The organism is Clostridium sp. L2-50, assembly GCF_000154245.1.
In the GTDB taxonomy this organism is placed as follows: domain Bacteria; phylum Bacillota; class Clostridia; order Lachnospirales; family Lachnospiraceae; genus Coprococcus.
The window spans coordinates 20,971-43,891 of the sequence record NZ_DS480329.1 but is presented as its reverse complement, the minus strand read 5'-3'; the positions used below and the strand labels follow the sequence as shown (position 1 = coordinate 43,891).

Sequence of the window (22,921 nt, the reverse complement as noted above, 5' to 3'; positions counted from 1 at the left end):
TCTCTACTCCCTTTCTATTATTACACCATGTGCAATACCCGGTATATTCTGACCTTCGTTGTAACTGACCGTAGACAGAAGGGCTCCCGTAGGCACGAAAAGTACCCTTTTCCATGAACCCTCACGAAGCTGTTTTAATATATACCCTGCAAGTGTGATCGCCGAACAGCCGCATCCCGAGCCGCCTGAATGTGTATCCTGTTCTTCATTATCAAATATCTCAATTCCACAATCCATATGCTGTCTGCTGATATCTACACCATTATCTTTTAGCAGATCAATCAAAATTTTCCGACCGATCTTTCCCAGATCGCCGGTAATGATCCGATCATAATATGTCGGTTTCACATCAAAATCCTGTAGATTCTGATAGATCAAATCTGCCGCAGCAGGGGCCATACATGCTCCCATATTAAAGGAATCTTTTACACCATAATCAACGATCTTCCCTGTTGTAACTCCTTTGATCCTGACAGATACAGGTGCATCATCATCTTTTTTACTTCCTATTACAAATGCTCCGCTTCCGGTTACCGTCCATGTCGCGGACAACGGACGCTGATTTCCGTATTCCAGTGGAAACCGGAACTGTTTCTCCGCACTTCCATAATGACTGGAGGTTGCCGAGACAGCATAATCTGCATATCCTGCCGCAACTGTCATCGCCGCAAGTGATAAACCCTCACCGCAGGTCGAACAGGCTCCATATAAACCAAAGATCGGTATATCCATATCCTTGACACCGAAGGTTGTCGCGATCAGCTGCCCCAGCAGATCTCCTGCGAACAGATAACGGATATCAGATTTCTCTTTACCTGCCTTTTTGATCGCAAGCTCCACTGCTTGCTTTACCATCTCGCTCTCTCCTTCTTCCCATGAATCTTTTCCAAATGTCGGATCTTCCGATACGATATCAAAATATCCCGCAAGCGGTCCGTCTGCTTCTTTCGGTCCGCAGACAGATGCCTCTCCCAATATATATGGGGGATCCGTAAAACTAACACTCTGTTTTCCTATCATCCTGTTCATGTTATGTGTATCCTTTCTTTTTACATTGTAATAATATTTATTCATTTGTAATTTGCAGGTAATTTATACATGCAGAATATGCGCTGGACAAATTCTTCATTTCGGAGTAATCTTAAACAGATGCAAATTATCGACTGCATATAAGATCAGATATCCGGTATGCAGATTTTAAAAGAAAATCTGAAATGGAGTTAATTATGCTTTTTACAAAAGAATATTGGTTAAACTGTATTGATCGAATAAAACGATATATTAAAACATTTATAAAATGGATAATATGTTCTATTATAATCGGAACAACCTGTGGTGCTGTCGGAACAGCCTTCCACTACAGCGTTGAATATGTTACAAAATATCGGGACAGTCATTCATGGATCATATATCTTCTGCCTCTTGCCGGTCTGGTCATCATCTTCTTATACAGAAGCTGCGGACTTAAGCACGACAAAGGTACAAATCTGGTCATCGGTTCAATCCGAAATTCAGAGTATAATGTTCCATTTCGAATGGCTCCGTTAATATTTATCTCAACCGCTATCACTCATCTTTTCGGGGGATCCGCCGGTCGTGAAGGAGCTGCTTTGCAGATTGGCGGAAGCATCGGCGCGTCAATCGGAAAACTGGTAAAAATGAATGATAACGATAAGCACATTATGACGCTGTGTGGCATGAGTGCTGTATTTGCTGCTTTATTCGGAACACCGGTCACCGCTGCCTTATTCAGCGTTGAGGTTATCAGTATCGGTATTCTCTACTACAGTGCTCTGGTGCCTTGTATCCTGTCAGCAACCATTGCATATGCGATCACTGAAAAATTTCATATAACTCCAACTTACTTTATACTAAATCAGGTTCCCGATATGTCCCTGGCAACCGGTATTCGTGTTGTTATCCTCGCAGTTGTCGTTGCGATAGTCAGTATATTATTCTGCCTGTCTATGCAGGCAACAGGAAAAGCCTTTAAGAAATTTTTCAAAAATCAATATGTACGGATCTTCGTTGGTGGTGTCCTTGTGGTTCTGCTCACTATATTAGTTCGTTCCAATGATTACAACGGAGCAGGTATGAATATCATCGAGCAGGCAATTCATGGAGAAGCAAAACCGGAAGCTTTCCTGCTCAAACTGATCTTTACCTGTATTACCATCGGCTGTGGCTTCCGTGGCGGTGAGATCGTTCCTTCTTTCTTTATCGGCGCTACAGTCGGTTGTACCGTAGGTGGCTGGATCGGACTTGATCCCGGCTTTGGAGCCGCTATGGGGCTTGTATGCCTGTTCTGTGGCGTTGTAAACTGTCCACTGGCATCTTTAGTCCTCAGTATTGAATTATTCGGTGCAAGCGGCATTCTGCTCTTTGCTATCGGAGCCAGTGTCAGCTATATGTTATCCGGCTACTACAGCCTGTACAGTGAACAGAAGATCATCTATTCGAAGCTTCGTCCTCACTATGTAAACCTTTACACAAACCAGGAAGTGAAGACGATCGAGCATGATGAATAGCTCTATTGTATAGAACAAAAGAAAAAGAAGACATTTGTCTTATATAATGTCTTACTGCGGTTTCTGTTCGATGCATATGCCTGATTCGTAAATACTCCTGTGCCAACTCGCTCTTCGAGCTCAAACAGGCACCCGTATTTACTGGCACTATGCATCTCTCAACGAAATCCTCGTAAGGTCACTACATAAGACAAATGTCTTCTTTTTCTTTCTGCCATATATATTATTTTCTTTATAAGCTTTTATATATTATTTTATTCTGCTTTGTCCGTTTCTTCTGTTGTCTTATCGTCGGACTTGTCTGTTTTTGTATCATCTTTTTTATCTGACTTTTTGTCTGACTTTTTATCCGATTTCTTATCGTCTTTCTTTTCGGAATCTTTCTTCTCCTCAGTTGTCTCTTTCTCTTTTGTTCCTCGAAGAATGACTTTGTTACGTTTGTCATAGACACTGACGGATTCCGGTTCGGATGATATCTTCTCACCATTTTCATCATATACGGTACGATAGGTCTGAACCTTAAGTCCGGTGATACCTGTTACGGAGACTTTTTCTTCTCCTTCTTCCAGCGTATCATCGTCCTCATACTCTGTCTCATAATCATATGTTGCAACAACTTCACTGGATAATGACACCTTAAAATCTTTTAACTTTGTGCCATAGAGCACACAGGTAACAACACCTCCGCCATAAGATGATACGATCTTGATCGGATATTCAGTATTATTTGTAAATTTATAATCCGGACCGCCCCAGGATACTGTTGCATCAAATCCTGTATCTACATAGGCAGACGGATGTGGATGACAGTGTCTTTCGTTGATCTGAAGATTCGCATACAGACATGCATCATACAGTGTAGACGATACCTGACAGATTCCTCCTCCAACTTCATCCACGGATTCACCATTAACATAAGAAGGTGCTGCGCTGAAACCATTTTCAATCGTTCTCTGTCCTACAACATTGTTAAACGAGAACTGCTCACCCGGCATAAGAATCGTTCCATTACAATTCTCAGCGGCCTTTGCAACATTAGACTTTCTCGCTTCTGTCCCTCCAACATTCGTGCTGAACGAACTTAAGGTATCACGGAACAGATAGGACTGTAAAGTCTCCTTTGACAATTCAGGTTCTGTATATACCAGATCTATACTGACCTCTTCACCATCCTTGGCTGCCTCTAATTTCTTTGCAGCTGCATCTTTATCAAAGCTGACACCGGTTACAGAATCTGTTACACTATAATCATTTTCAGGATCAAGTGTAGCATCTGTGGGTTCAACATAGACCTCATCATAGATCAGATCAAGATCTACATCTCCATATGTAAGCGGACATTCGATCGACTCTGCATAGTTACCGGCCGTGATCAGCTCAGCCATCCGGTCAACCAGCGCATCGGTATCTACAACATAACCGCCTCTACCCTTTGTTACGATAATCTTATCTTTTTCTACCGTATAATACTTATCTTCAAGCCCTTCTAACTTATTAAGCTCAGACTGCTTAACTGCCGTATATAACAGCTTCTTATCCTTCAATGAAGGTTTTGCCTGAATCTCCTGATCTCCGAACAGGGCAGCTACAAAATTCCATCCTCTTGCAAGGAAGGAATGCTTCTCATCATTTGCCTTTTTTACTGCATCCGTAACATCCAGATCAAGTGCATCTTCAATCACGATACAGTATTTCTTATCCTTAACCGTTACGTCAATGGATGCATTGCTGTATTCCGTCCGGAACTGCTCTTTTACTTCCTCTGCCGCCTGTGCCACTGTCATACTGCTGACATCAATTCCGTTAATGCTTGTATTCGGGAAAAATTTTTTATTTCCGATACATGCACATGCGATCAGATAAAACACACCTAATGCAACAATAACACATATCGTTGTAGTAATACTTCTTTTTGCTTTTTTCATGATGTATCTCCATTTTACTACATTTGAGGATATACGCATCAAACTGATGGTTAAAATCCCCTACATTAATATATTCAACCATTTGTTAAAGTTATCATAGGAATTTTTATATGTCAATACGGATTCCAAAGGAAAGAAATATTTCACAAAAGCTATATTCTTTCATAAAAAATATGTAACAATTTTGGAACAAACACATACCGGCAGGGTTATACCCAGCCGGCAAGTTTACAGATCCAATAAATAACTCCGAGTCCCCATGACACGAAAATTCCATACATGATAACAGGTCCTGCGATCGTGAAACATTTCACACCTTTTCCAAACACCTCACCTTCGGTCTGAAATTCTATGACCGGGGCACAGACGCCATTTGCAAAACCGGTGATCGGAACAAGCGCTCCCGCCCCACCGTATTTGGCTATCTTCTTATAAAGATTAAACCCTGTCAGGATAACGCTGATCAAAACAAGAATAACAGACACATAGGAAGAACTGTCGTTCTTATTCCATCCAAAATACTGTAACAGGTTAAACAAACCCTGCCCGATCGTACAGATGAGTCCTCCAACCAGAAACGCCCAGAGACAGTTTCTGAATGAATTCGATGTCGGAGTTACTGTTTCTACATACTGATTATATTCCTTTTCTTTTGGTTCATATTTCATACCGTACACCTCTGTTTCTTTCATTTTTATACGTTTTCTTTGTTTTGTCTGTCAGACCAGTCCGGTAGAGATCAGTCCTATTATCGATCCTACAAGTTTACCTGCAGCCACCGCATAGATCACATAGGGAATATACCGTCTGACGGAAAACCGCCTTGAAATGATCGGGAACACATTTAACACTTCTGCCAGAGCTCCAACCAGACAGCCGGTAAATATACCGCCGAACAAAGTGACAAATGCCAGACCGGGAAGTAAAAGCGGAATTCTGATATTAAACAGATAAATGACATTACCCACAACTGCACCATAGGCAAGCAGACATTCAATCAACATATAGTGCCTGTCACCTTTTACCTTTTCCGCAAGCTTCGGAAATACACCGATCAGGGAAATAAATGCAAAATATCCACTGGATATTGCTGCACCGCCAATAAATGCAACAGCCGCATAACAGATAAGTCTAATCAGCATCCCGGACATCCTTCTTTCTTGTAGCATCCGTTATGATCGTCTGGTTCACTTCCTGTTCATATTGGCGCATCTGGACCTGAAGCGGTGTCGGATCATCCGTGAATTTCTTATTGGTTCCGTGATTAAAAAATATGATGATTCCGATAAATAACCCGATTGAATAGGAGACGGCTCCTATCGCAGCCCCGGACTCACTTCCCCCGGTAAATACATTTTGCAGCAGGTCAAGCTGTCCAAGCAGGTTTACATCGGAATTATAAGATATGATAGAAAATCCCGCCCCAAAGAATGCGATCAGACAGAGCAGAATAAACTTAAATGTCTGCTTGATCCGGTCTGACGGATCAAATGCTTTGTAATATACAACCACATTGGGCTGGCCAAGATTTGTAATGCTGACTTCCTCGTCGCAATTCTTCTTGATCTCCTCAATGATATCCAGAATCGATATGACCTGTTGCCCTTTTGAACCGGTTGAAAAATTCATAAGCACAAGCTTTTCGATTTTGTTCTTCAGATCCGGATTATCCGCTACAACCTTTGATACATCCTTTATCCGAACCTTCCGCTGTTCGGCAAGAACATTTTCAGCCAGCTGCAGATAAACCATATATGCCATTTTTCATCACCCGCTTTATTCCATATTCCTATAGAAAATAGGATGTCAGCATTTGTTATATTTTATACATATTCTTTGAGCTTCTCTAAAATTTTTTTCTCCTTCCTGCTTACCTGAACCTGACTGAGTCCAAGCGCCTTTCCTGTCTCTGTCTGTGTACGGTCTTCAAAATATCGAAGTCTGATCAGCATCTGTTCGTCCGGATCAAGCCGATCCAACAGCTGTGACAACGTAATATGATCCACAATATCCTGACTGTATTCCTCAGTCTTTGATAGGACTCCGGGCGTATCTAAAGATTCAATCTCCATCGACGCTTCCATCGCCATTACAATATCTCCGGCATCAAAGGACAGCGCAGCAGCTATCTCCGTAATCTCCGGTTCATAACCTTTTTCTTTCTTTATCTTCTGTCTGTACTGTTCTACCTTCATATTCATTTCTTTCAGGCTTCTGCTCACCTTGATCGCACCGGAATCCCGTAGAAAACGTCTGATTTCTCCCTGAATCAGCGGTACTGCATATGTGGAAAATTTTACATCATACTCAAAGCTGAACTTGTCAATACATTTGATCAGTCCTATACATCCGATCTGAAACAAATCCTCGATGTCATATCCTCGTCCTGTAAATCTTCTTGCTACACTCCATACAAGCCCAAGATTCTGTTCAATCAGTTTCTCTTTTGCATGGTCATCCCCATTTTTCGCCTGTAAAAGAAGATCCAGATTATTTTCCATTTACATCGCACATCCTGTCCCTATTTTTTTCGTCATCTTTACTACTGTTCCGACTCCCGGCTCCGATTCCACCGTCAGTTCATCCATAAACGCTTCCATAAATGAAAATCCCATTCCTGATCTTCCATCTGTTCCGGTTGTATACATCGGTTCCATAGCTTTATCAACATCTTCGATTCCGCATCCATGATCTGTGATCTCTATGTACAGGATTCTGTTTGCAATACGGGATACAATTTCGATCACACCATCTTCTCCTTTATATCCATGGATGATCGAATTCGTAACAGCCTCTGATACCGCTGTTTTTACATCTGCCACTTCTTCTAATGTCGGATTTGTTCTTGTCATAAATGATGCAACAACAACTCTTGCAAAGCTCTCATTTCTTGGATCACTTCCAAATTCTATTTTCATTTCATTTCTGTCCATTTCCGTCTTCTCCTTTTCTTCTATGAGGTATGTACAGTCCGATACGCTTCCTCAAAATTTCCTGCTTTTGTTACGATCTTAAATATTCCGGACATCGTAAGCAGCCGTTCCATTCTGTCATTACTGTTTATGACAAATGCCTGTCCGCCTCGGTCATAGACATTACGAAACCGCCTGGTTATAAATCCAATTCCGGAGCTGTCCATCATATTTGTGTGCTTAAAGTCAAAGACCACATAACGAACCCTGGAATCAGAAAAAGCATCTTCCGTTTCTTCTACCAATCCGGCTGCACGATAATCGTCTACTTCCTCAGGAAGTTCGATCAGTATAGTATCCCCAATCTTTTCATAATTATTCATATTTCCCTCCTTTTTTCATACATGTATTTTTGTATATATATTACTGTCTGATATCGCATGATTAATTCCACAAAAAAAGACAAACAGGCGTGTCTATCTCCTATTTGTCTTTTGTATTTTATAATATTTATTTTTTTACACATCTATTACTCATTCAAAGGATCCGGTCCGGGCTCTGTGGTTCCCGTCTCTTGCGTTGTTCCTTCCTCTTGAGTGGTTCCCTCGGTAGTAGTATCAACAGTGCTTTCCCCGTCTCCCGCATCTTCACTTGGCTTAACGCCGGATAATGAAACCGCAACTGTATAGTAGATAGAATCCGGACATTTATCAAGGAAGGTTTCAAATGCCGTCTTTGCTTTATCTTCATCCTCTGTACCAAGGTAACAAAGTGCTTTGTAATATAACGCAACATCATAATCCGGGCTGGTCTCCAATACTTTATCAAACTCTGTCATAGCTTTATCATACTGTGTATCGTTATAATATTTGAGTGCCAGCTGCATAGATACTTTATCTGCATCTGCTAACTCTGCCTTACTTTTCTTCTCATACTCCGACACCTGTTTTGTCAATGTATCATTCTTTGTCGTAAGCGTATCAAGCTGATCCTGCAATGACGAAATCTTGGTATTTTTATCTGCCAGATCTTCACTGTAAGCGATCTTCACATCCCGACTCTCGTTATCCGCATTCTTGCTATGTTGCGGCATTATAAGGAACCACATAACCGCCAGTCCAAGCAGAAGTCCCGCAAATACATATGCAAGTGAATATTTGTAAAAATTGATATCCTTATATCTGCCAACCGGAACCGGTTTTCCTTCATAATCAACCGAGTCAGTATCTACATATGCCCGTGGCTGGTCTTCCACAAATAAAAGATCTGCGTCATAATCATCATCCGGATAATCACGAAAACTCATGATCTCCTCATCCGTATGTCCCATCTCGTTAAAATAACGGACAGCCAGCGGGTTCGTTCTGTCGATCTTGATAACACGTTTTAATGCTTTTCTCGCCTTATCATATTTGTTATCATCGATCAGAAGAAGTGCCATCAACAAATATCCGTTTACAAACTTCGGATTATCCGACAAGACTTTTCTAAGCTGGATAAAGGCAAGATCCTTACTGCCCTGTCTGGCATAGTTTACTGCCTGATTGTATTTTCTCGCCGCATTATTCGTCGTCTCAAGCTTATGGGGATTTCCCTTTACTTCTTTGATGTAGCGTTTTGCAACATTACGTCCGCTGAAATAATTCACACTGATGACCCAGTGGCTTAATGCCAGAACAACTTCACCGGTTTCATAATATACAAGTCCCAGAAGATTTCTGGCATCAATGTTCATTTTATCATATTTAAGAGAGATCTTTAATGCTTCCTCTGCACCGCTCATATCACGGACTCTGGCTTTATCCAGACCGATATTATAATAATATTTGGATGTGTTCAGTGCTTTATTTACAAACTCACTCTTTAATCCGCACTGGCTGCAATATCCGGTAACAAGGATCTTACCGCCACAATGCTTACAATTCAGTACATCTGCCATCTTATTTCTCCGTTTCCTTTGCTACACGAAGCATCTCCTGCATAATATCCGAGATATCCTTCAGATCATTATTATAAATGGCATCTTCTGCCTGATCTACTTCCAGAGTCGGTCTGAATTTTTTTACTTCTTCATCAAAGTTTATCATGATATTCCTCCATATTTGCAGATTGCTCTTTTATCCCTGAAAGCCATCGTTTAACTTCACCAACCAGATAAAGAGAACCCACACAATAGACTGCTGAATCTGTAATCTGTTCTTTATAACGGATAGCGGCATTCATTGCTTCTGCAATATCCTCATATGCCTCCACCGCATGTCCTGTGTATTTTCGAAATCTGTCAGCGATCAATGCAACAGGTGCTTTCCGTTTATTATCCACACTCGTAACTATGATCTTCTCAAATGAAAGTTCTTCTGTCAGATCCCGTATCATCGTATCATAATCCTTATCCTTTACTGCTGCAAAGACCAGGATCTTCTTTTTCTTCGTATAAAGCGTCCGAAGTGTTCTGCAATAACATTCGACCGCTTCCGGATTATGCGCACCATCTACAAACAGATCAGGTGCAATCTCCTCCATCCTGCCTTCCCATGAAAAATCAAGCAATCCGCTTCTGACTGCCTGCTCTATCCTGACATCAGCACCTGCATTTTTCTCGTATTCCATATCCCTGATCTGCATCAGGATATCAAAGGATGCAACTGCAAGGCAGGTATTTTCGACCTGATAAAGAGACGTTTTCGGTATCCTCAAATGGTCATAATTATAATACCGATTATGAAATGAAAAATCAATGGTTTTATCATCTATTTCATTTATTATATAGTTTGATTTTTCGACCGCTGTTACGGCAGAATCCAATTCTTTTGCACAAGTCTCTATGATTCCAGACGAAACCGCATCCCGCTTGAAATATACGACCGGAACTGACGGTTTGATGATCCCTGCTTTCTCTCCTGCGATCTTAGCGATCGTATCTCCAAGATATTCCATATGATCAAGTCCTACCGATGTGATGATGCAAAGCTCCGGTCTTACGACATTAGTTGCATCCAGCCTGCCACCCATTCCGGTCTCATAAATCACATAATCCGGCTGCTTCTTCTCATAATAAACAGCCGCCATCGCAAACATCACTTCAAAGAAAGACGGATGAACGATGAACTTCTTCCGCACCTGCTCAAACGCCCATGTAAAATCTTCATCCGATATCATTTCATCATCATATCGGATCCGCTCATTGATCGAGACAAGATGCGGTGATGTAAACAATCCTACATGAAAGCCTGCATGCATCAGTATCGTAGCAAGCGCCTTTGCCGTTGATCCCTTACCGTTTGTTCCTGCTATATGGATCACTTTACTCTTATCCTGCGGATTCCCTAAACGTTCAAGAAGACTGGCAAGATTCTCTGTGCCAATCTTCTGTGCGAACAGTGGAATGCTTAGGATATACTCAACTGTTTCCCTGTAATTCATCTGACATTCCGCCTATCTGTTATCTATCTTTTCCGGATACAGGTCATGATTTGACATTCTGTTCCATGCAACTTCTTCCCATTTTGTTCCCGGTCTTCCGTAATTACAATATGGATCGATCGAGATACCGCCTCTCGGAGTGAATTTGCCCCAGACTTCAATATATTTCGGATCCATCAATTTGATCAGATCCTTCATGATAATGTTCATGCAGTCCTCATGGAAATCTCCGTGATTTCTGAAACTGAACAAATATAATTTTAAAGACTTGCTCTCTACCATCTTCACATCCGGAACATAGGATATATATACGGTTGCAAAATCCGGCTGTCCCGTGATCGGACATAAGCTGGTAAATTCCGGACAATTGAACTTGACAAAATAATCATTGTCCTGATGTTTATTGATAAAGGTCTGTAACATCTCTGGTGCATAGTCCATGCTGTATTTTACATTCTTATTGCCGAGAAGTGTTACATCTTCCATTTCTTCTGCGGTTCTTCCCATCTTCTGTTACCTCCTTATGCATCTGCTTCTTCTGCTGCCTTTGACACACATTTGATCAGGATCTGAACAGCCTTATCGCACTGTTCCTTTGTTACGATCAGTGGCGGTGCCATACGGATCACATTTGGTCTTACCGCTGTGATCAACAGTCTGTTCTCAACAGCCAGATGCTTTACTTCGTTTGCGATCGGTTTGGTGAATTCAACGCCAACCAGAAGTCCGCGTCCGCGTACTTCCTTCACATACGGAAGGGAATAAAGCTGTTCTGCAAAATAAGCTCCTGTCTCTTTTGCATTCTCTGCAAGATGATTGTCTAAGATCTCATCGATCTCTGCAAGTGCGGCTGCACAGCATACAGGATTGGCTGCATAAGTAGAACCATGTGCCCCCGGTGTAAATGCACTTGCAAGCTCTGCTGATGTACAAAGTGCGCCGATCGGCATACCGCCGCCGATTGCTTTTGCCATAGATACCATATCAGGCTTCACTCCATAGGTCATAAATGCCATCGTATCTCCGCATCTGCCCCATCCGGTCTGTACCTCATCGAATAACAACAGGATGCCGGTCTCGTCACAGTAAGCACGAAGTCCTTTTAAGAATTCCTCCGTTGCCGGATATACACCACCCTCGCCCTGAACAGGCTCTACCATGATTGCAACTGTGTCTTTGGTACATTTGCTCTTGAAATCCTCAAGATTATTGAACTCTGCATATGTGAAGCCCGGAAGCATCGGCTTGAAACCGATCTGACATGCATTGTCCGGCTGTCCGGTTGCTGATAACGCTCCATAGGTTCTGCCATGGAAGCTGTTAATGGCTGTAACGATATGATAATGCTCCGGTCCGTAATGATCGGTTCCGTATTTTCTTGCCATCTTGATCATTGCTTCATTTGTCTCTGTTCCTGAATTCTGGAACAGAACCTTCTCCATACCGATCGTCTCACAAATCTTCTTTGCAAGCAGGATCATAGGAAGTGTATATGCGTAATTGGATGCATGGATCACATTCTGGCACTGGTCTGCGATCGCTGCCGCAACTTTCTTGTTACAGTTACCGGTACTGTTTACTGCGATGCCGCCGAAGAAGTCAAGATATTCATTCCCTTCCTCATCGTACACATACATGCCGTCTCCCTTTTCTTCAATAAAATTCCATCTTCTGGACTGCTCGGCGAGGTATTTGTCTACTATGTCAAGTAATTCGTCTTTTGTATATCCGCTTTCACTAACTTTCATCTTCCTGTCTCCTTTATATAAATACAAATTTTTAGTTCCTACTAATGTGCAAACTGTGAATTGTAAAGGGTGTAATAGAATCCTTTCTGTGCTAAAAGTGATTCATGATTACCCTGCTCTATGATATGTCCATCCTTCATAACCAGTATAATATCAGATTCTTTGATCGTTGACAAACGATGCGCTACGACAAAGCTCGTTCTTCCCTTCATCATCTTCGCAAATGCACGCTGGATCCGGATCTCGGTTCTTGTATCGATCGATGATGTTGCTTCATCAAGGATCAGCATCGGTGGCAGATCAAGCATAACTCTGGTAATACATAAGAGCTGTTTCTGTCCCTGTGACAGTCCGCCGCCATCCTCTGATATCATGGTATCATACCCCTCCGGCAAACGCTTGATAAAGCTGTGTGCGTGGGACTGTTTTGCTGCTTCTATAATCTCCTCATCCGTCGCATCCGGTCTTCCGTATGCGATATTCTCCTTGATCGTTCCGGTCTTTAACCAGGTCTCCTGAAGAACCATACCATAGTTATCACGAAGGCTCTCTCTCGTTACCTGACGAATATCATGGTCATCTACAGAAATGGCTCCGGCATCTACATCATAGAACCGCATTAAAAGATTGATAACGGTACTCTTACCACATCCGGTCGGTCCGACGATCGCTACACGCTTACCCGGTTCAACCTTCAGATTCAGATTCTTGATCAGTTCTACATCTTTATTATAAGAGAAATCCACATGAGACAGATCCACCTGTCCATCTGCTTTCTCGATCACATAGGCATCCGCAGGCTCCGCGATCTCCGGTTCTTCATCGATCAGCTCAAATACTCTGGCTGCGGATGCAAGTGCATTCTGAAGCTCCGTTACGACGCCTGAGATCTCATTAAATGGCTTTGTATACTGGTTTGCATAGCTTAAAAAGCTGGTAAGCTGACCAACGGATATTCTTCCCTTGATCGCCATGACCGCACCGATGATGCCAACGCCGGTATATACTAAGCTGTTTACAAAACGGGTACACGGATTGGTAATAGATGAGAAGAAGGTCGCATCCAGTCCTGCCTTATTCAATCTCTTATTTACTTCGTTAAAGCTGTCATTTACATTTTCTTCCATGGAAAAGGCTGTTACAACCTTCTGGTTTTCTACCATCTCATTAACAAGTGATGTCATCTCACCCTTGATCTCTGCCTGCTTTCTGAACATATGGTAGGTTTTCTTTGCGATAAATGCCGCAACAAACAGAGAAACCGGAGTGATCACAACAACCGCAACCGTGATCACAGCGTTAATCGATAACATGAAACAAAGCGTTCCAACGATAGTCATAACACCGGTAAATAACTGTGTAAAGCCCATCAGCAGACCATCTGAAAACTGGTCTACATCTGCGATCACACGGCTTACGATATCACCATGGGTGTGAGAATCCACATAGGATAACGGAAGCTGTTCTAACTTCTTATATGCAGATGTACGGACATCATTTACAACATGATAGGTAACTTTATTATTCAATATATTCATGATCCACTGGCAGACTGCCGTAACCGCAACTACGATCACAAAACGGATTGCCAGTGTCTTTAAGGCTCCGAAATCAACGGCTCCTTTTCCGACGATCTTATCTACCATATGTCCGGTAATGATCGGTGCATATAAGGTCAGAACAACGGATATCGCTGCACAGATCAGGGAAAGGACAACTAAGAAACTGTATCGTTTGATATACTTTAATATTCTGCCAAGTGTTTTCTTATTGACAGACGTACTTTTTTCTTTTTTACTCATCGTCGCTTCCTCCTTCCTATGCCATTGCATTTCCGGCAGAAGTCTTTTTACCGGATACTTCATTTGCCGATAACTGTGACTGACATATCTCCTGATATACCTCACAGGACTGTAACAATTCTTCGTGGGTTCCGATACCTGCAACCTGTCCATCATCTAATACAATGATCTGATCGGCTCCCATGATCGTCGATGCTCGTTGGGAAACGATAAATACGGTCATACCCTTTGTCTGCTCTTTGATCGCACGCCGAAGAGCTGCGTCTGTTGCAAAGTCAAGTGCCGACGCACTGTCATCCATGATCAGGATCTCAGGCTTTCTTACAACTGCTCTTGCGATCGTAAGACGCTGCTTCTGCCCACCGGATAAGTTCTTGCCACCCTGTGTAATCTTAAAGTTCATGCCATCTGTTTTCTGATCAACGAATTCTTTTGCCTGTGCGATCGTAAGTGCCTCATTGATCTCTTCTTCCGTTGCGTCATTTTTACCCCAGCGGATATTCTCGGCGATCGTGCCCTGGAACAGAACTGCCTTCTGCGGAACCACACCTACCTTCATTCGAAGGGAACGGAGATCATAGTCCTTTACATCCACACCATCGATCTTAACCGCACCACCGGTGGCATCATAGAATCTCGGGATCAGGTTGACCAGAGAACTCTTACCGGAACCCGTACCACCGATAATACCGATCGTTTCTCCTGCTTTTGCCGTAAAGGATATACCGGTCAGTGAATCTTCCGATGCTTTACCATACCGTAAGGCTACGTTGTCAAATACCACCTTAGGAACATCCTGTCCGGCTGCCTTCTGTGCTTCTGATAAAGCAGAACCTTCTGCAACCTCTGTGATCGATGGCTTCGTATCAAACACAACATTGATTCTCTTTGCACATGCGATCGACTTTGTGATGTTAATGATCAGATTGGCAAGCTTTACAAGCTCAACTAAGATCTGTGACATGTAGTTGATCAGTGCAACAACCTTACCTTGTGACAGGATACCGATATCGGTCTGTCCGGCTGCAATCCAGATGATCGCAACAGTTGCAAGATTGATGATCACATATGTGACAGGATTTAAGAATGCCGAGATTCTTCCGACATACAACTGAATATCCATCAGATCATCGGTTGACTTATCGAATTCATCAACCTCTTTTTGCTGTCTGTTAAATGCCCGGATCACACGGGCACCTTCCAGATTCTCTCGGGTCAGAAGCATGACCTTATCCAGTCTTGCCTGTACCTTCTTAAACAATGGAATGCTGACAAGCATAATTCCGAATACAACGATCGACAATGCCGGTATTGTAACCACAAAGGTCATGGCTGATTTGACATCGATCGTAAATGACATGATCATCGCACCGAATACGATAAACGGAGAACGTAGGAACAAACGGAGCACCAGATTGACACCTGTCTGGATCTGGTTGATATCACTGGTCATTCGAGTAAGCAGTGTCGATGTTCCGATCGTATCGATCTCATTATAAGAAAGACTTGTGATATGACGGAACAGATCACTTCGAAGTGCCGTTCCGAATCCGGTTGCTGCTTTTGCGGAAAAATACTGTGCTGTCAGAGAACAGCTCAGGCCGATGATACCAAGTGCAATCATAACGAGACACATCCGAAGAACATATCCCATGTCCTGATTCTTAATACCGGTATCAATAATATGTGCCATTACGATCGGGATCAGCAGTTCGAAACAGGCTTCCAGCATTTTAAATAATGGTGCCAGAACCGATTCTTTTTTATAGTCCCGTAAATATCTTAATATTCCCTTCATTCTACGCTCCTACTCTTGTTGTAAAATGTATATATGCTCTCTGCATTTGTTTTTAACATACCATATGCCAGGCGTGCTGCCAAACGGCTTTCTGCCGTCCTGCTGCCTGCCTGGCATACATATATGGTAGAATCTCCACACCCCCTTACATAAAATTGCATGTGGATTCTGTGGAAATTCTTTCATGCACAAATGGCATGAACGATATAATTATTCCTCATCCGGAAGATTTGCATTGTGATATACGGCCTGTACATCATCATCTTCATCTAAGAGATCCAGAATTCTTGTAAACTTCTTTACAACCTCAGGATCTGTCAGATCTACATAGTTCTGTGGGATCATGGTAAGCTCTGCTTCTGCCATCTTGATTCCCTCTTTTTCAAGAGCCTCTCTGACTGCTGAGAAATCATCCGGTGTTGTGATGATCTCAAAGCTGTCTTCCTCTTCACTGAAATCCTCAGCTCCGGCATCCAGTGCCATCATCATAAGATCATCTGCATCCATATCACATTCTTCTTTATCGATAATGATCTGTCCTTTATTATCAAACATATAAGATACACAACCGGTCGTTCCTACGTTTCCGCCGCCCTTTGTAAATGCGTTTCTTACATTTGCAGCCGTTCTGTTCTTATTATCTGTAAGAGTATCAACGATGATCGCTGTACCGTTCGGACCATATCCTTCGTATGTATTAGCAACATAATTTACTGAGTTTGCATCACCTGCTGCTCTGTCGATACCACGCTTGATCGTATCGTTTGGCATATTGTTTGCCTTTGCCTTTGCGATTACATCACGAAGCTTACTGTTGTTATCAGGGTTTGCACCACCTTCTTTTACAGCGATTGCAATTTCCTTACCGATAATGGTAAAGATCTTACCCTTTGCAGCATCGTTCTTTTCTTTCTTATGTTTAATATTTGCAAATTTTGAATGTCCTGACATTTTTTTACTCCTTAACTCTGTAATTCTATCTTTTGAATATCCATTTTCGGATATCGGTTTCTTTTTTGAAGCTTTATAAGCCCAACTGGTTCATAATATCATACCTGATTTTCATTTTCAACCTTGGTTATCCGCACCTTATCGATCATCTTATCCTTGATCCCAATGGTCTCAAAATTATATCCCTTATATGTAATATCTATTTTTTCGTTCTCATAAGGGAGCCTTCCCAGTTCATACAGCATAAACCCGTTCAGTGTCTGAAAATCCTCATCTGGAAACTCAATTCCCAGATGTTCCGACAATTCATCCAGTTCTGCTCTGCCGCCCACGATATATCCATGACCCGCAAGTGCAATATCATCTTCATCATCGTCGTATTCATCAAAAATATTGCCGACAATTTCTTCCAGAATATCTTCCATCGCTATGATGCCTTCTGTCTGACCATACTCATCCACCACAATAACCATATGGATTTTCTCTTTCTGCATCCGTTTGAATAATTCCGATATATTCTTAGTCGGATGCACAAATGTCGGCTCAACCATGATCTGTTCGATCGTCTGGTTCTTATCCTGCAGATACGCTTTTACAAAATCTTTAAAATAAAGGATTCCGACTATATTGTCCAGATCATCATCAAACACCGGATATCTGGAATAATTATTCTCCAGCATGATCTTGATCGTTTCATCCATTGTGGTATGTTTGTCGATTCCAACTACATCGGAACGCGGAGTCATAACATCCCGGACTTCTTTCTCACTGAATTCAAAAATATTTGTGATCATCTCTACTTCGTCATCATGAATGAGTCCCTGTTCATTTCCCTCGTTGACCATGGAAATAATCTCTTCCTCAACTTTTTCTTCATCAGCTTTTCTGTTATTAAATAATTTCATATACCAGACAGTCTCTGTCTACAAATCACCTCTCCTGTTCGTTTCATTCTGCATTCATTCTTAATCCCATACGAATGCAAATATAATGGAAATATATCATTAATTCCAACATTCGTCAATTTTTTCATATGAGAATCTGCATAATCCGTATTCATATGGAAATCTGTATAACTGTATGATTATACAATGTCTGTAATTACCATGCCACAAAGATCAATACAGATCCAGACTGATCTTTAATGCAATATCTACCTTTTTCAGAATGTCATCTCCCATATGGCATACTTTTTCTTTTAATCTCTGTTTATCGATCGTACGCACCTGTTCCAACAGCACAACCGAATCCTTTGCCAGATCATACCGACTGGAATCAATCTCAACATGTGTAGGCAGCTTCGCCTTGTTCATCTTGCTGGTGATCGCTGCACAAATCACCGTAGAACTGTGTTTATTTCCCGCTTCATTCTGTATGATAAGTACCGGTCTGACTCCTCCCTGTTCCGAACCAACGACAGGTCGTAAATCAGCATAAAATATATCGCCTCTTCTGATTACCAATTCTTTTCACTCCATTTATTTATTAATATCTTCTGTTGTGAAAAGTATTTCCAATTCTATTCTATGATATTCAGTTCCGGCGTAGATAATTCACTTCCCCGACTTCTTTTCCATCCCTAATATAGACTCTTGGTACACGTCTTCCGATATTACAGATCAGTTCATAGTTGAAGCTGTTTGCCGGTTCCGCAACTTCTTCCACCGTGATCTCTTTATCTCCGCATTTTCCGATCAGAACAACTGTATCACCGACTGCCGTCTCCGGTATATCACTTACATCGATCATAAACTGATCCATACAGACACGTCCGGTGATTGGTGCATACTTACCATGAATGATCACACGTCCGATATTGGACTGTGCTCTTGGATATCCGTCAGCATAACCGGCAGACACGGTTGCTATTCTCATATCATGCGGTGCGACAAATGTCCATCCATAGCCGATACCTGTTCCTGCTTTCACATCCTTCACATGAACTACCTTGGCAAGTAGTTCCATTGCCGGCTTAAGTGCCGCGATCGAATGATCGACTTCATCCGATGGATATAGTCCGTATGTTACGATACCGGATCTTACCATATCAAAGCCTTCATTATCCATCTCCATGATTCCTGCGCTGTTTGATATATGCTTTACAGGAATCGATATACCCCGTTCTTCTAATCTGCCGATCACAGACCGGAATAACGCAAGCTGTCCATTTGCAGCTGTTTTATCGTATTCGTCCGCCTTTGAATAATGTGTAAATATTCCCTCGACCTCAATTCCCGGCATATGCGCAATCTCTACGATATCATTGATACCTGCATCATCACACTGGAAGCCGATCCGACTCATACCGGTATCCATCTTGATATGGATCTTTGCTTTTGTTCCTTTCTTTACCGCATCATCTGAGAGAATGGCACATTCAGCTTTATCATACATAGCAGGTCTTACATCGTATGTGATCAGTTCATCATACTCTGATGGGTCTGTATATCCAAGTATCAACAATGGCTTCTCACATCCTGCATGACGAAGCTCTACCGCCTCATCAATACAGGCAATGGCATAAAAGTCTGCCAGATCAGAAAGGGCTCTTGAAACCTCTACTGCTCCGTGGCCATAGGCATCTGCTTTGATCACGGCAAGCATCTTCATGCTCTCCGGCACACATGCCTTCATCATTTTTATATTTTCTCTGATATTATCCAGATTGATATCTGCTTCTATTCTTCTATATTTATTCATTTGTCTGCGCCTCTGCCTATTATATTTTATACATAAGAACTCATGACCGGACCGATCTCATCGATCAGACTGCCGGCGGTCATAGCCGCCTTTCCATACCGTTTCTTTGCACGATCCCCTGCCAGTCCGTGTATATACACCCCAAGTCTTGCTGCCTCTGCCGGAGATATTCCACCGGCGGATAGCCCTGCGATCATTCCTGCAAGGACATCACCTGATCCTGCTGTTGCCATGCCATCATTACCCGAAGTGTTCATGTAAGTATGCACACCTCCTGCACTGACACAGGTTCTTGCATCTTTTAATACACACACAAGTGTTTCTGCTTCCGCAAATATCCTACACTCACGAATCGGTGCTTCTTTTAATTCAGCCACTGTCTTTCCTGTCAGTCTGGACATTTCCTTTATATGTGGTGTAATAACAAGTGATATATTTCCCGTCTGTCTGCTTATCTCTCCTGCCGTAAGCAAATCTTTATGAGCTGATAAAAGATTAAGGCCATCGGCATCAACAACGATCGTTCCTTTGAAATCCTCCAACACTGTCTTAAGCATACATTCCGCTTCTTTTCCGGTTCCGATACCCGGTCCGATCAGTATAACATCTGCCCATGCACATGCATCCTCTGCACAGAGGACAGCCGTTTTCTCATCCTGATATGTCTTCATCAATGCCTCCGGTAGATATCCGCCTACGATCACTCTGTTATCCTTATGGGTATATACCTTTACCATACCACTTCCAACCCGGTAGGCTGCCGATGCCGCAAGACAGGCTGCTCCCGATATCTCCTGACTACCGGCTATGACTGCTACTTTCCCAAATGTACCTTTATTTCCGTCTTCTGCTCTTTTTGGAAGACGCATCAAGTCTTTTTCTTCGTATGTATATATTTCCGGCATTACTATATCGACTGCTTTTCCCGGAAATCCTATATCTTTTACAAGGATTTCTCCGCAACAAGCACATCCCGGATAAAGTACCATTCCGACCTTCATTAATCCCATTGTTACTGTAAGATCCGCCTTTACTGCAACATTCATCACCTGCCCGGTAGTTGCCGACACCCCGGATGGAATATCTATCGATACGACATATGCCGGAGTATCATTGATCTTCTCAATAATTTTTTGATGAATACCCCTGATATCCCGTTTTAATCCTACACCAAATATCGCATCAACGATAATATCATACTTCTGATCAGGATATTCATCAAGAAGCTTTATACCGAGCTACTCTAAAATATTCTGCTGAACAGCAAAGCTCTCCGTTGCTTTCCGGATCTGCCCTATGCAATATACATCCGTCTGATAACCCTTTTCTGACAAGATCCGCGCTACTGCCAATCCATCGCCGCCATTATTTCCCTTTTCAACAATAATCAGAACCTTAATATCTGCCATGGTTTCTACACATTGTCCGCTTCTCTGATCAATCGGAAATCTATTTTCAATTTCTCCTGCTACAGCCATAGCCGCTCGCTCCATTAATACGATTCCCGGGATTCCGATCTGATCGATCGAGTTACGATCAATCTCCTGCATCTCATTCCCTGTTGCAAGAAATTTCATAAAACTGCTACCTCCTTCCGTTGGTATATACAAATGCCATGGCTATTACGCCATGGCATTTGTATATATCTGATTGCATTTCTGCTATTTATCTTTTCTTTAAAAACTCAGGTATTCTGATACTGTCATTTGCCTGTGCTGCAGGTCTTGCCGGCTTTGGTGTCGGTGCACTGACATGTGGTTCAACCGGTGTCGTTGTTCTTGTTGTGTTCGGAACTACCGGCTTTACTGTCTGTGCGGAAGAAGCCTCTGACAGGAATGTAGGTCTGATCGATGAACTGCTAAGTGCCTGTCCACCATAAGTAGGTGTCGTTGTCTTTCTTGTCTCACTAAATGAAGCTGTTGTATTCACACTGTCAAGCTTTGGAGCAGCGGTTCCCGCAAATCTGCTTACAGGCGCAGCTGTCTCAGCTTTCTCAAGTCCTGTTGCGATAATCGTGATACTGATCTCCTCACCCATATTATCATTATCAACCGTACCAAAGATGATGTTTACACCATCGCCAGCCTGTTCGGTAAGATAAGTAACTGCATCGTACGCTTCTACGATGCCAATATTTCCTGAGAAGTTTACAATAATATCGGTTGCACCTGATACGGTTGTCTCCAGTAATGGTGAATCCATAGCCTCTTTGATCGCATCAACTGCTTTATTCTCACCGCTTGCTGAACCGATACCGATATGTGCAATACCCTTATCTCTCATAACTGTCTGGATATCAGCAAAGTCAAGGTTGATAAGACCCGGTTTATTGATCAGATCTGTTACACCCTGAACACCCTGCTGAAGAACCTGATCTGCTTTCTTTAACGCATCAGGAATACTTGTTCTCTTATCACAAATCTGCAGTAACTTATCATTTGGAATAACAATCAGGGTATCCACATTCTCTTTTAATCTTGCAATACCATCCATCGCATTCTTCATACGTGGCTTTCCTTCAAAACCAAAAGGCTTTGTTACTACACCAACGGTCAGTATACCAAGATTTCTTGCCATCTCGGCTACAACCGGTGCAGCACCTGTTCCGGTTCCACCACCCATACCACAGGTTACAAATACCATGTTGGCATCCTTTATAATATCAACAATTTCTTCTCTATTCTCCTCAACTGCACTGGCACCGATCTCAGGCTTTGCACCTGCACCAAGTCCCTTTGTCAGCTTCTCACCAATCTGAATCTTAGTTGTGGCTCTGCTTAATGAAAGTGCCTGCTTATCGGTATTGATCGCTATCAGCTCAACACCCTCTACATTTTCATCAATCATTCTGTTTACCGCATTGTTACCTGCGCCACCCACTCCAATTACCAGTATTCTAGCTGGTGTTCTCTCATCGTTAGACTTTATTTCGAGCAAGGTTATTTCCTCCTTCTATATATTTCTTTTATTTCTTGTACGTACGCTCCTACCCCCAGTTTTCTATTCTGTCATAAAATACTTCTCCGCGAAAATATTATCCGCGTGGCAAAAGTATGAGGAGTGTACATCTATATAATCGCATTAATATCTTAATAATACGATTTTTTTATAAATAACGCAACAACTTTTTATCG

At 42.2% G+C, this 22,921-nt stretch carries 22 protein-coding genes and 1 pseudogene; 1 reads left to right on the top strand and 22 read right to left on the bottom strand.

Features of this window, described 5'->3' with window-relative positions; translation table 11 throughout:
• Window positions 1-3: 3 nt before the first annotated feature.
• Complete coding sequence (spoVAD, locus tag CLOL250_RS12805; RefSeq protein ID WP_044946262.1) at window positions 4-1,029, bottom strand: stage V sporulation protein AD; 1,026 nt, start codon at window positions 1,027-1,029, stop codon at window positions 4-6.
• Between the two features lie 197 nt (window positions 1,030-1,226).
• Between spoVAD and CLOL250_RS12800 the strand changes: the two genes are divergently transcribed.
• On the top strand, window positions 1,227-2,528 hold the full coding sequence (locus tag CLOL250_RS12800) for a chloride channel protein (RefSeq protein ID WP_044946234.1): 1,302 nt from the start codon (window positions 1,227-1,229) through the stop codon (window positions 2,526-2,528).
• A gap of 254 nt (window positions 2,529-2,782) precedes the next feature.
• Here the strand turns inward: CLOL250_RS12800 and CLOL250_RS12795 are convergent, their stop codons facing one another.
• The 21 genes and pseudogenes from CLOL250_RS12795 to ftsZ form a co-directional block, all read right to left on the bottom strand.
• Complete coding sequence (locus CLOL250_RS12795; protein WP_008403002.1) at window positions 2,783-4,453, bottom strand: VanW family protein; 1,671 nt, start codon at window positions 4,451-4,453, stop codon at window positions 2,783-2,785.
• 209 nt (window positions 4,454-4,662) lie between these two features.
• Window positions 4,663-5,145, bottom strand: coding sequence for a SpoVA/SpoVAEb family sporulation membrane protein (locus CLOL250_RS12790; protein WP_008403001.1), 483 nt, complete (start codon window positions 5,143-5,145; stop codon window positions 4,663-4,665).
• Window positions 5,146-5,172: 27 nt separating this feature from the next.
• A complete protein-coding gene (locus CLOL250_RS12785; RefSeq protein WP_008403000.1) occupies window positions 5,173-5,595 on the bottom strand; it encodes a stage V sporulation protein AB in 423 nt (140 codons plus the stop codon).
• Window positions 5,585-6,214, bottom strand: coding sequence for a stage V sporulation protein AA (locus CLOL250_RS12780; protein WP_008402999.1), 630 nt, complete (start codon window positions 6,212-6,214; stop codon window positions 5,585-5,587). The genes CLOL250_RS12785 and CLOL250_RS12780 overlap by 11 nt, the downstream gene beginning before the upstream one ends.
• A 62-nt stretch (window positions 6,215-6,276) precedes the next feature.
• On the bottom strand, window positions 6,277-6,954 hold the full coding sequence (locus CLOL250_RS12775) for a sigma-70 family RNA polymerase sigma factor (protein ID WP_008402998.1): 678 nt from the start codon (window positions 6,952-6,954) through the stop codon (window positions 6,277-6,279).
• Window positions 6,955-7,386 carry an anti-sigma F factor gene (gene spoIIAB / locus CLOL250_RS12770; RefSeq protein WP_008402997.1) on the bottom strand — a complete coding sequence of 144 codons (432 nt, stop codon included), beginning with the start codon at window positions 7,384-7,386 and terminating at the stop codon, window positions 6,955-6,957. It lies immediately after the preceding gene.
• 20 nt (window positions 7,387-7,406) lie between these two features.
• On the bottom strand, window positions 7,407-7,748 hold the full coding sequence (locus tag CLOL250_RS12765; protein ID WP_008402996.1) for an STAS domain-containing protein: 342 nt from the start codon (window positions 7,746-7,748) through the stop codon (window positions 7,407-7,409).
• 146 nt (window positions 7,749-7,894) lie between these two features.
• Entirely contained in the window at window positions 7,895-9,304 is a 1,410-nt protein-coding gene (locus CLOL250_RS12760; RefSeq protein WP_008402993.1) for a tetratricopeptide repeat protein, read from the bottom strand.
• Window position 9,305: 1 nt separating this feature from the next.
• On the bottom strand, window positions 9,306-9,452 hold the full coding sequence (locus tag CLOL250_RS14290; RefSeq protein ID WP_008402992.1) for a hypothetical protein: 147 nt from the start codon (window positions 9,450-9,452) through the stop codon (window positions 9,306-9,308).
• On the bottom strand, window positions 9,439-10,788 hold the full coding sequence (locus CLOL250_RS12755) for a bifunctional folylpolyglutamate synthase/dihydrofolate synthase (protein ID WP_008402991.1): 1,350 nt from the start codon (window positions 10,786-10,788) through the stop codon (window positions 9,439-9,441). Before CLOL250_RS12755 ends, CLOL250_RS14290 begins: the two co-directional genes overlap by 14 nt.
• A gap of 12 nt (window positions 10,789-10,800) precedes the next feature.
• Window positions 10,801-11,295 carry a preQ(1) synthase gene (gene queF / locus CLOL250_RS12750; protein WP_008402990.1) on the bottom strand — a complete coding sequence of 165 codons (495 nt, stop codon included), beginning with the start codon at window positions 11,293-11,295 and terminating at the stop codon, window positions 10,801-10,803.
• A gap of 14 nt (window positions 11,296-11,309) precedes the next feature.
• Complete coding sequence (locus tag CLOL250_RS12745) at window positions 11,310-12,536, bottom strand: aspartate aminotransferase family protein (protein WP_008402988.1); 1,227 nt, start codon at window positions 12,534-12,536, stop codon at window positions 11,310-11,312.
• A gap of 41 nt (window positions 12,537-12,577) precedes the next feature.
• Window positions 12,578-14,338 (bottom strand): ABC transporter ATP-binding protein, encoded by a 1,761-nt coding sequence (locus tag CLOL250_RS12740; RefSeq protein WP_044946229.1) that lies wholly within the window; start codon window positions 14,336-14,338, stop codon window positions 12,578-12,580.
• A 16-nt stretch (window positions 14,339-14,354) separates the two neighbouring features.
• Complete coding sequence (locus CLOL250_RS12735) at window positions 14,355-16,136, bottom strand: ABC transporter ATP-binding protein (RefSeq protein WP_008402985.1); 1,782 nt, start codon at window positions 16,134-16,136, stop codon at window positions 14,355-14,357.
• 210 nt (window positions 16,137-16,346) lie between these two features.
• Window positions 16,347-17,087, bottom strand: coding sequence for a YebC/PmpR family DNA-binding transcriptional regulator (locus CLOL250_RS12730; protein ID WP_008402983.1), 741 nt, complete (start codon window positions 17,085-17,087; stop codon window positions 16,347-16,349).
• A 98-nt stretch (window positions 17,088-17,185) separates the two neighbouring features.
• Window positions 17,186-17,992 carry a hemolysin family protein gene (locus tag CLOL250_RS12725; protein WP_008402982.1) on the bottom strand — a complete coding sequence of 269 codons (807 nt, stop codon included), beginning with the start codon at window positions 17,990-17,992 and terminating at the stop codon, window positions 17,186-17,188.
• 213 nt (window positions 17,993-18,205) lie between these two features.
• Window positions 18,206-18,550 carry a type II toxin-antitoxin system PemK/MazF family toxin gene (locus CLOL250_RS12720; RefSeq protein ID WP_008402980.1) on the bottom strand — a complete coding sequence of 115 codons (345 nt, stop codon included), beginning with the start codon at window positions 18,548-18,550 and terminating at the stop codon, window positions 18,206-18,208.
• Between the two features lie 70 nt (window positions 18,551-18,620).
• Window positions 18,621-19,787: an alanine racemase gene (gene alr, locus CLOL250_RS12715; protein WP_008402979.1), complete on the bottom strand. Its 1,167-nt coding sequence runs from the start codon at window positions 19,785-19,787 to the stop codon at window positions 18,621-18,623.
• 26 nt (window positions 19,788-19,813) lie between these two features.
• Complete coding sequence (locus CLOL250_RS12710; protein ID WP_274922294.1) at window positions 19,814-20,692, bottom strand: NAD(P)H-hydrate dehydratase; 879 nt, start codon at window positions 20,690-20,692, stop codon at window positions 19,814-19,816.
• Between the two features lie 33 nt (window positions 20,693-20,725).
• A pseudogene (locus tag CLOL250_RS14285) lies at window positions 20,726-21,280 on the bottom strand (NAD(P)H-hydrate epimerase); the annotation flags it as partial.
• Window positions 21,281-21,452: 172 nt separating this feature from the next.
• The gene (gene ftsZ / locus CLOL250_RS12705) at window positions 21,453-22,724 is read right to left on the bottom strand and encodes a cell division protein FtsZ (protein WP_008402976.1); all 1,272 of its coding nucleotides are present in this window, start codon (window positions 22,722-22,724) and stop codon (window positions 21,453-21,455) included.
• Window positions 22,725-22,921 lie beyond the last annotated feature (197 nt).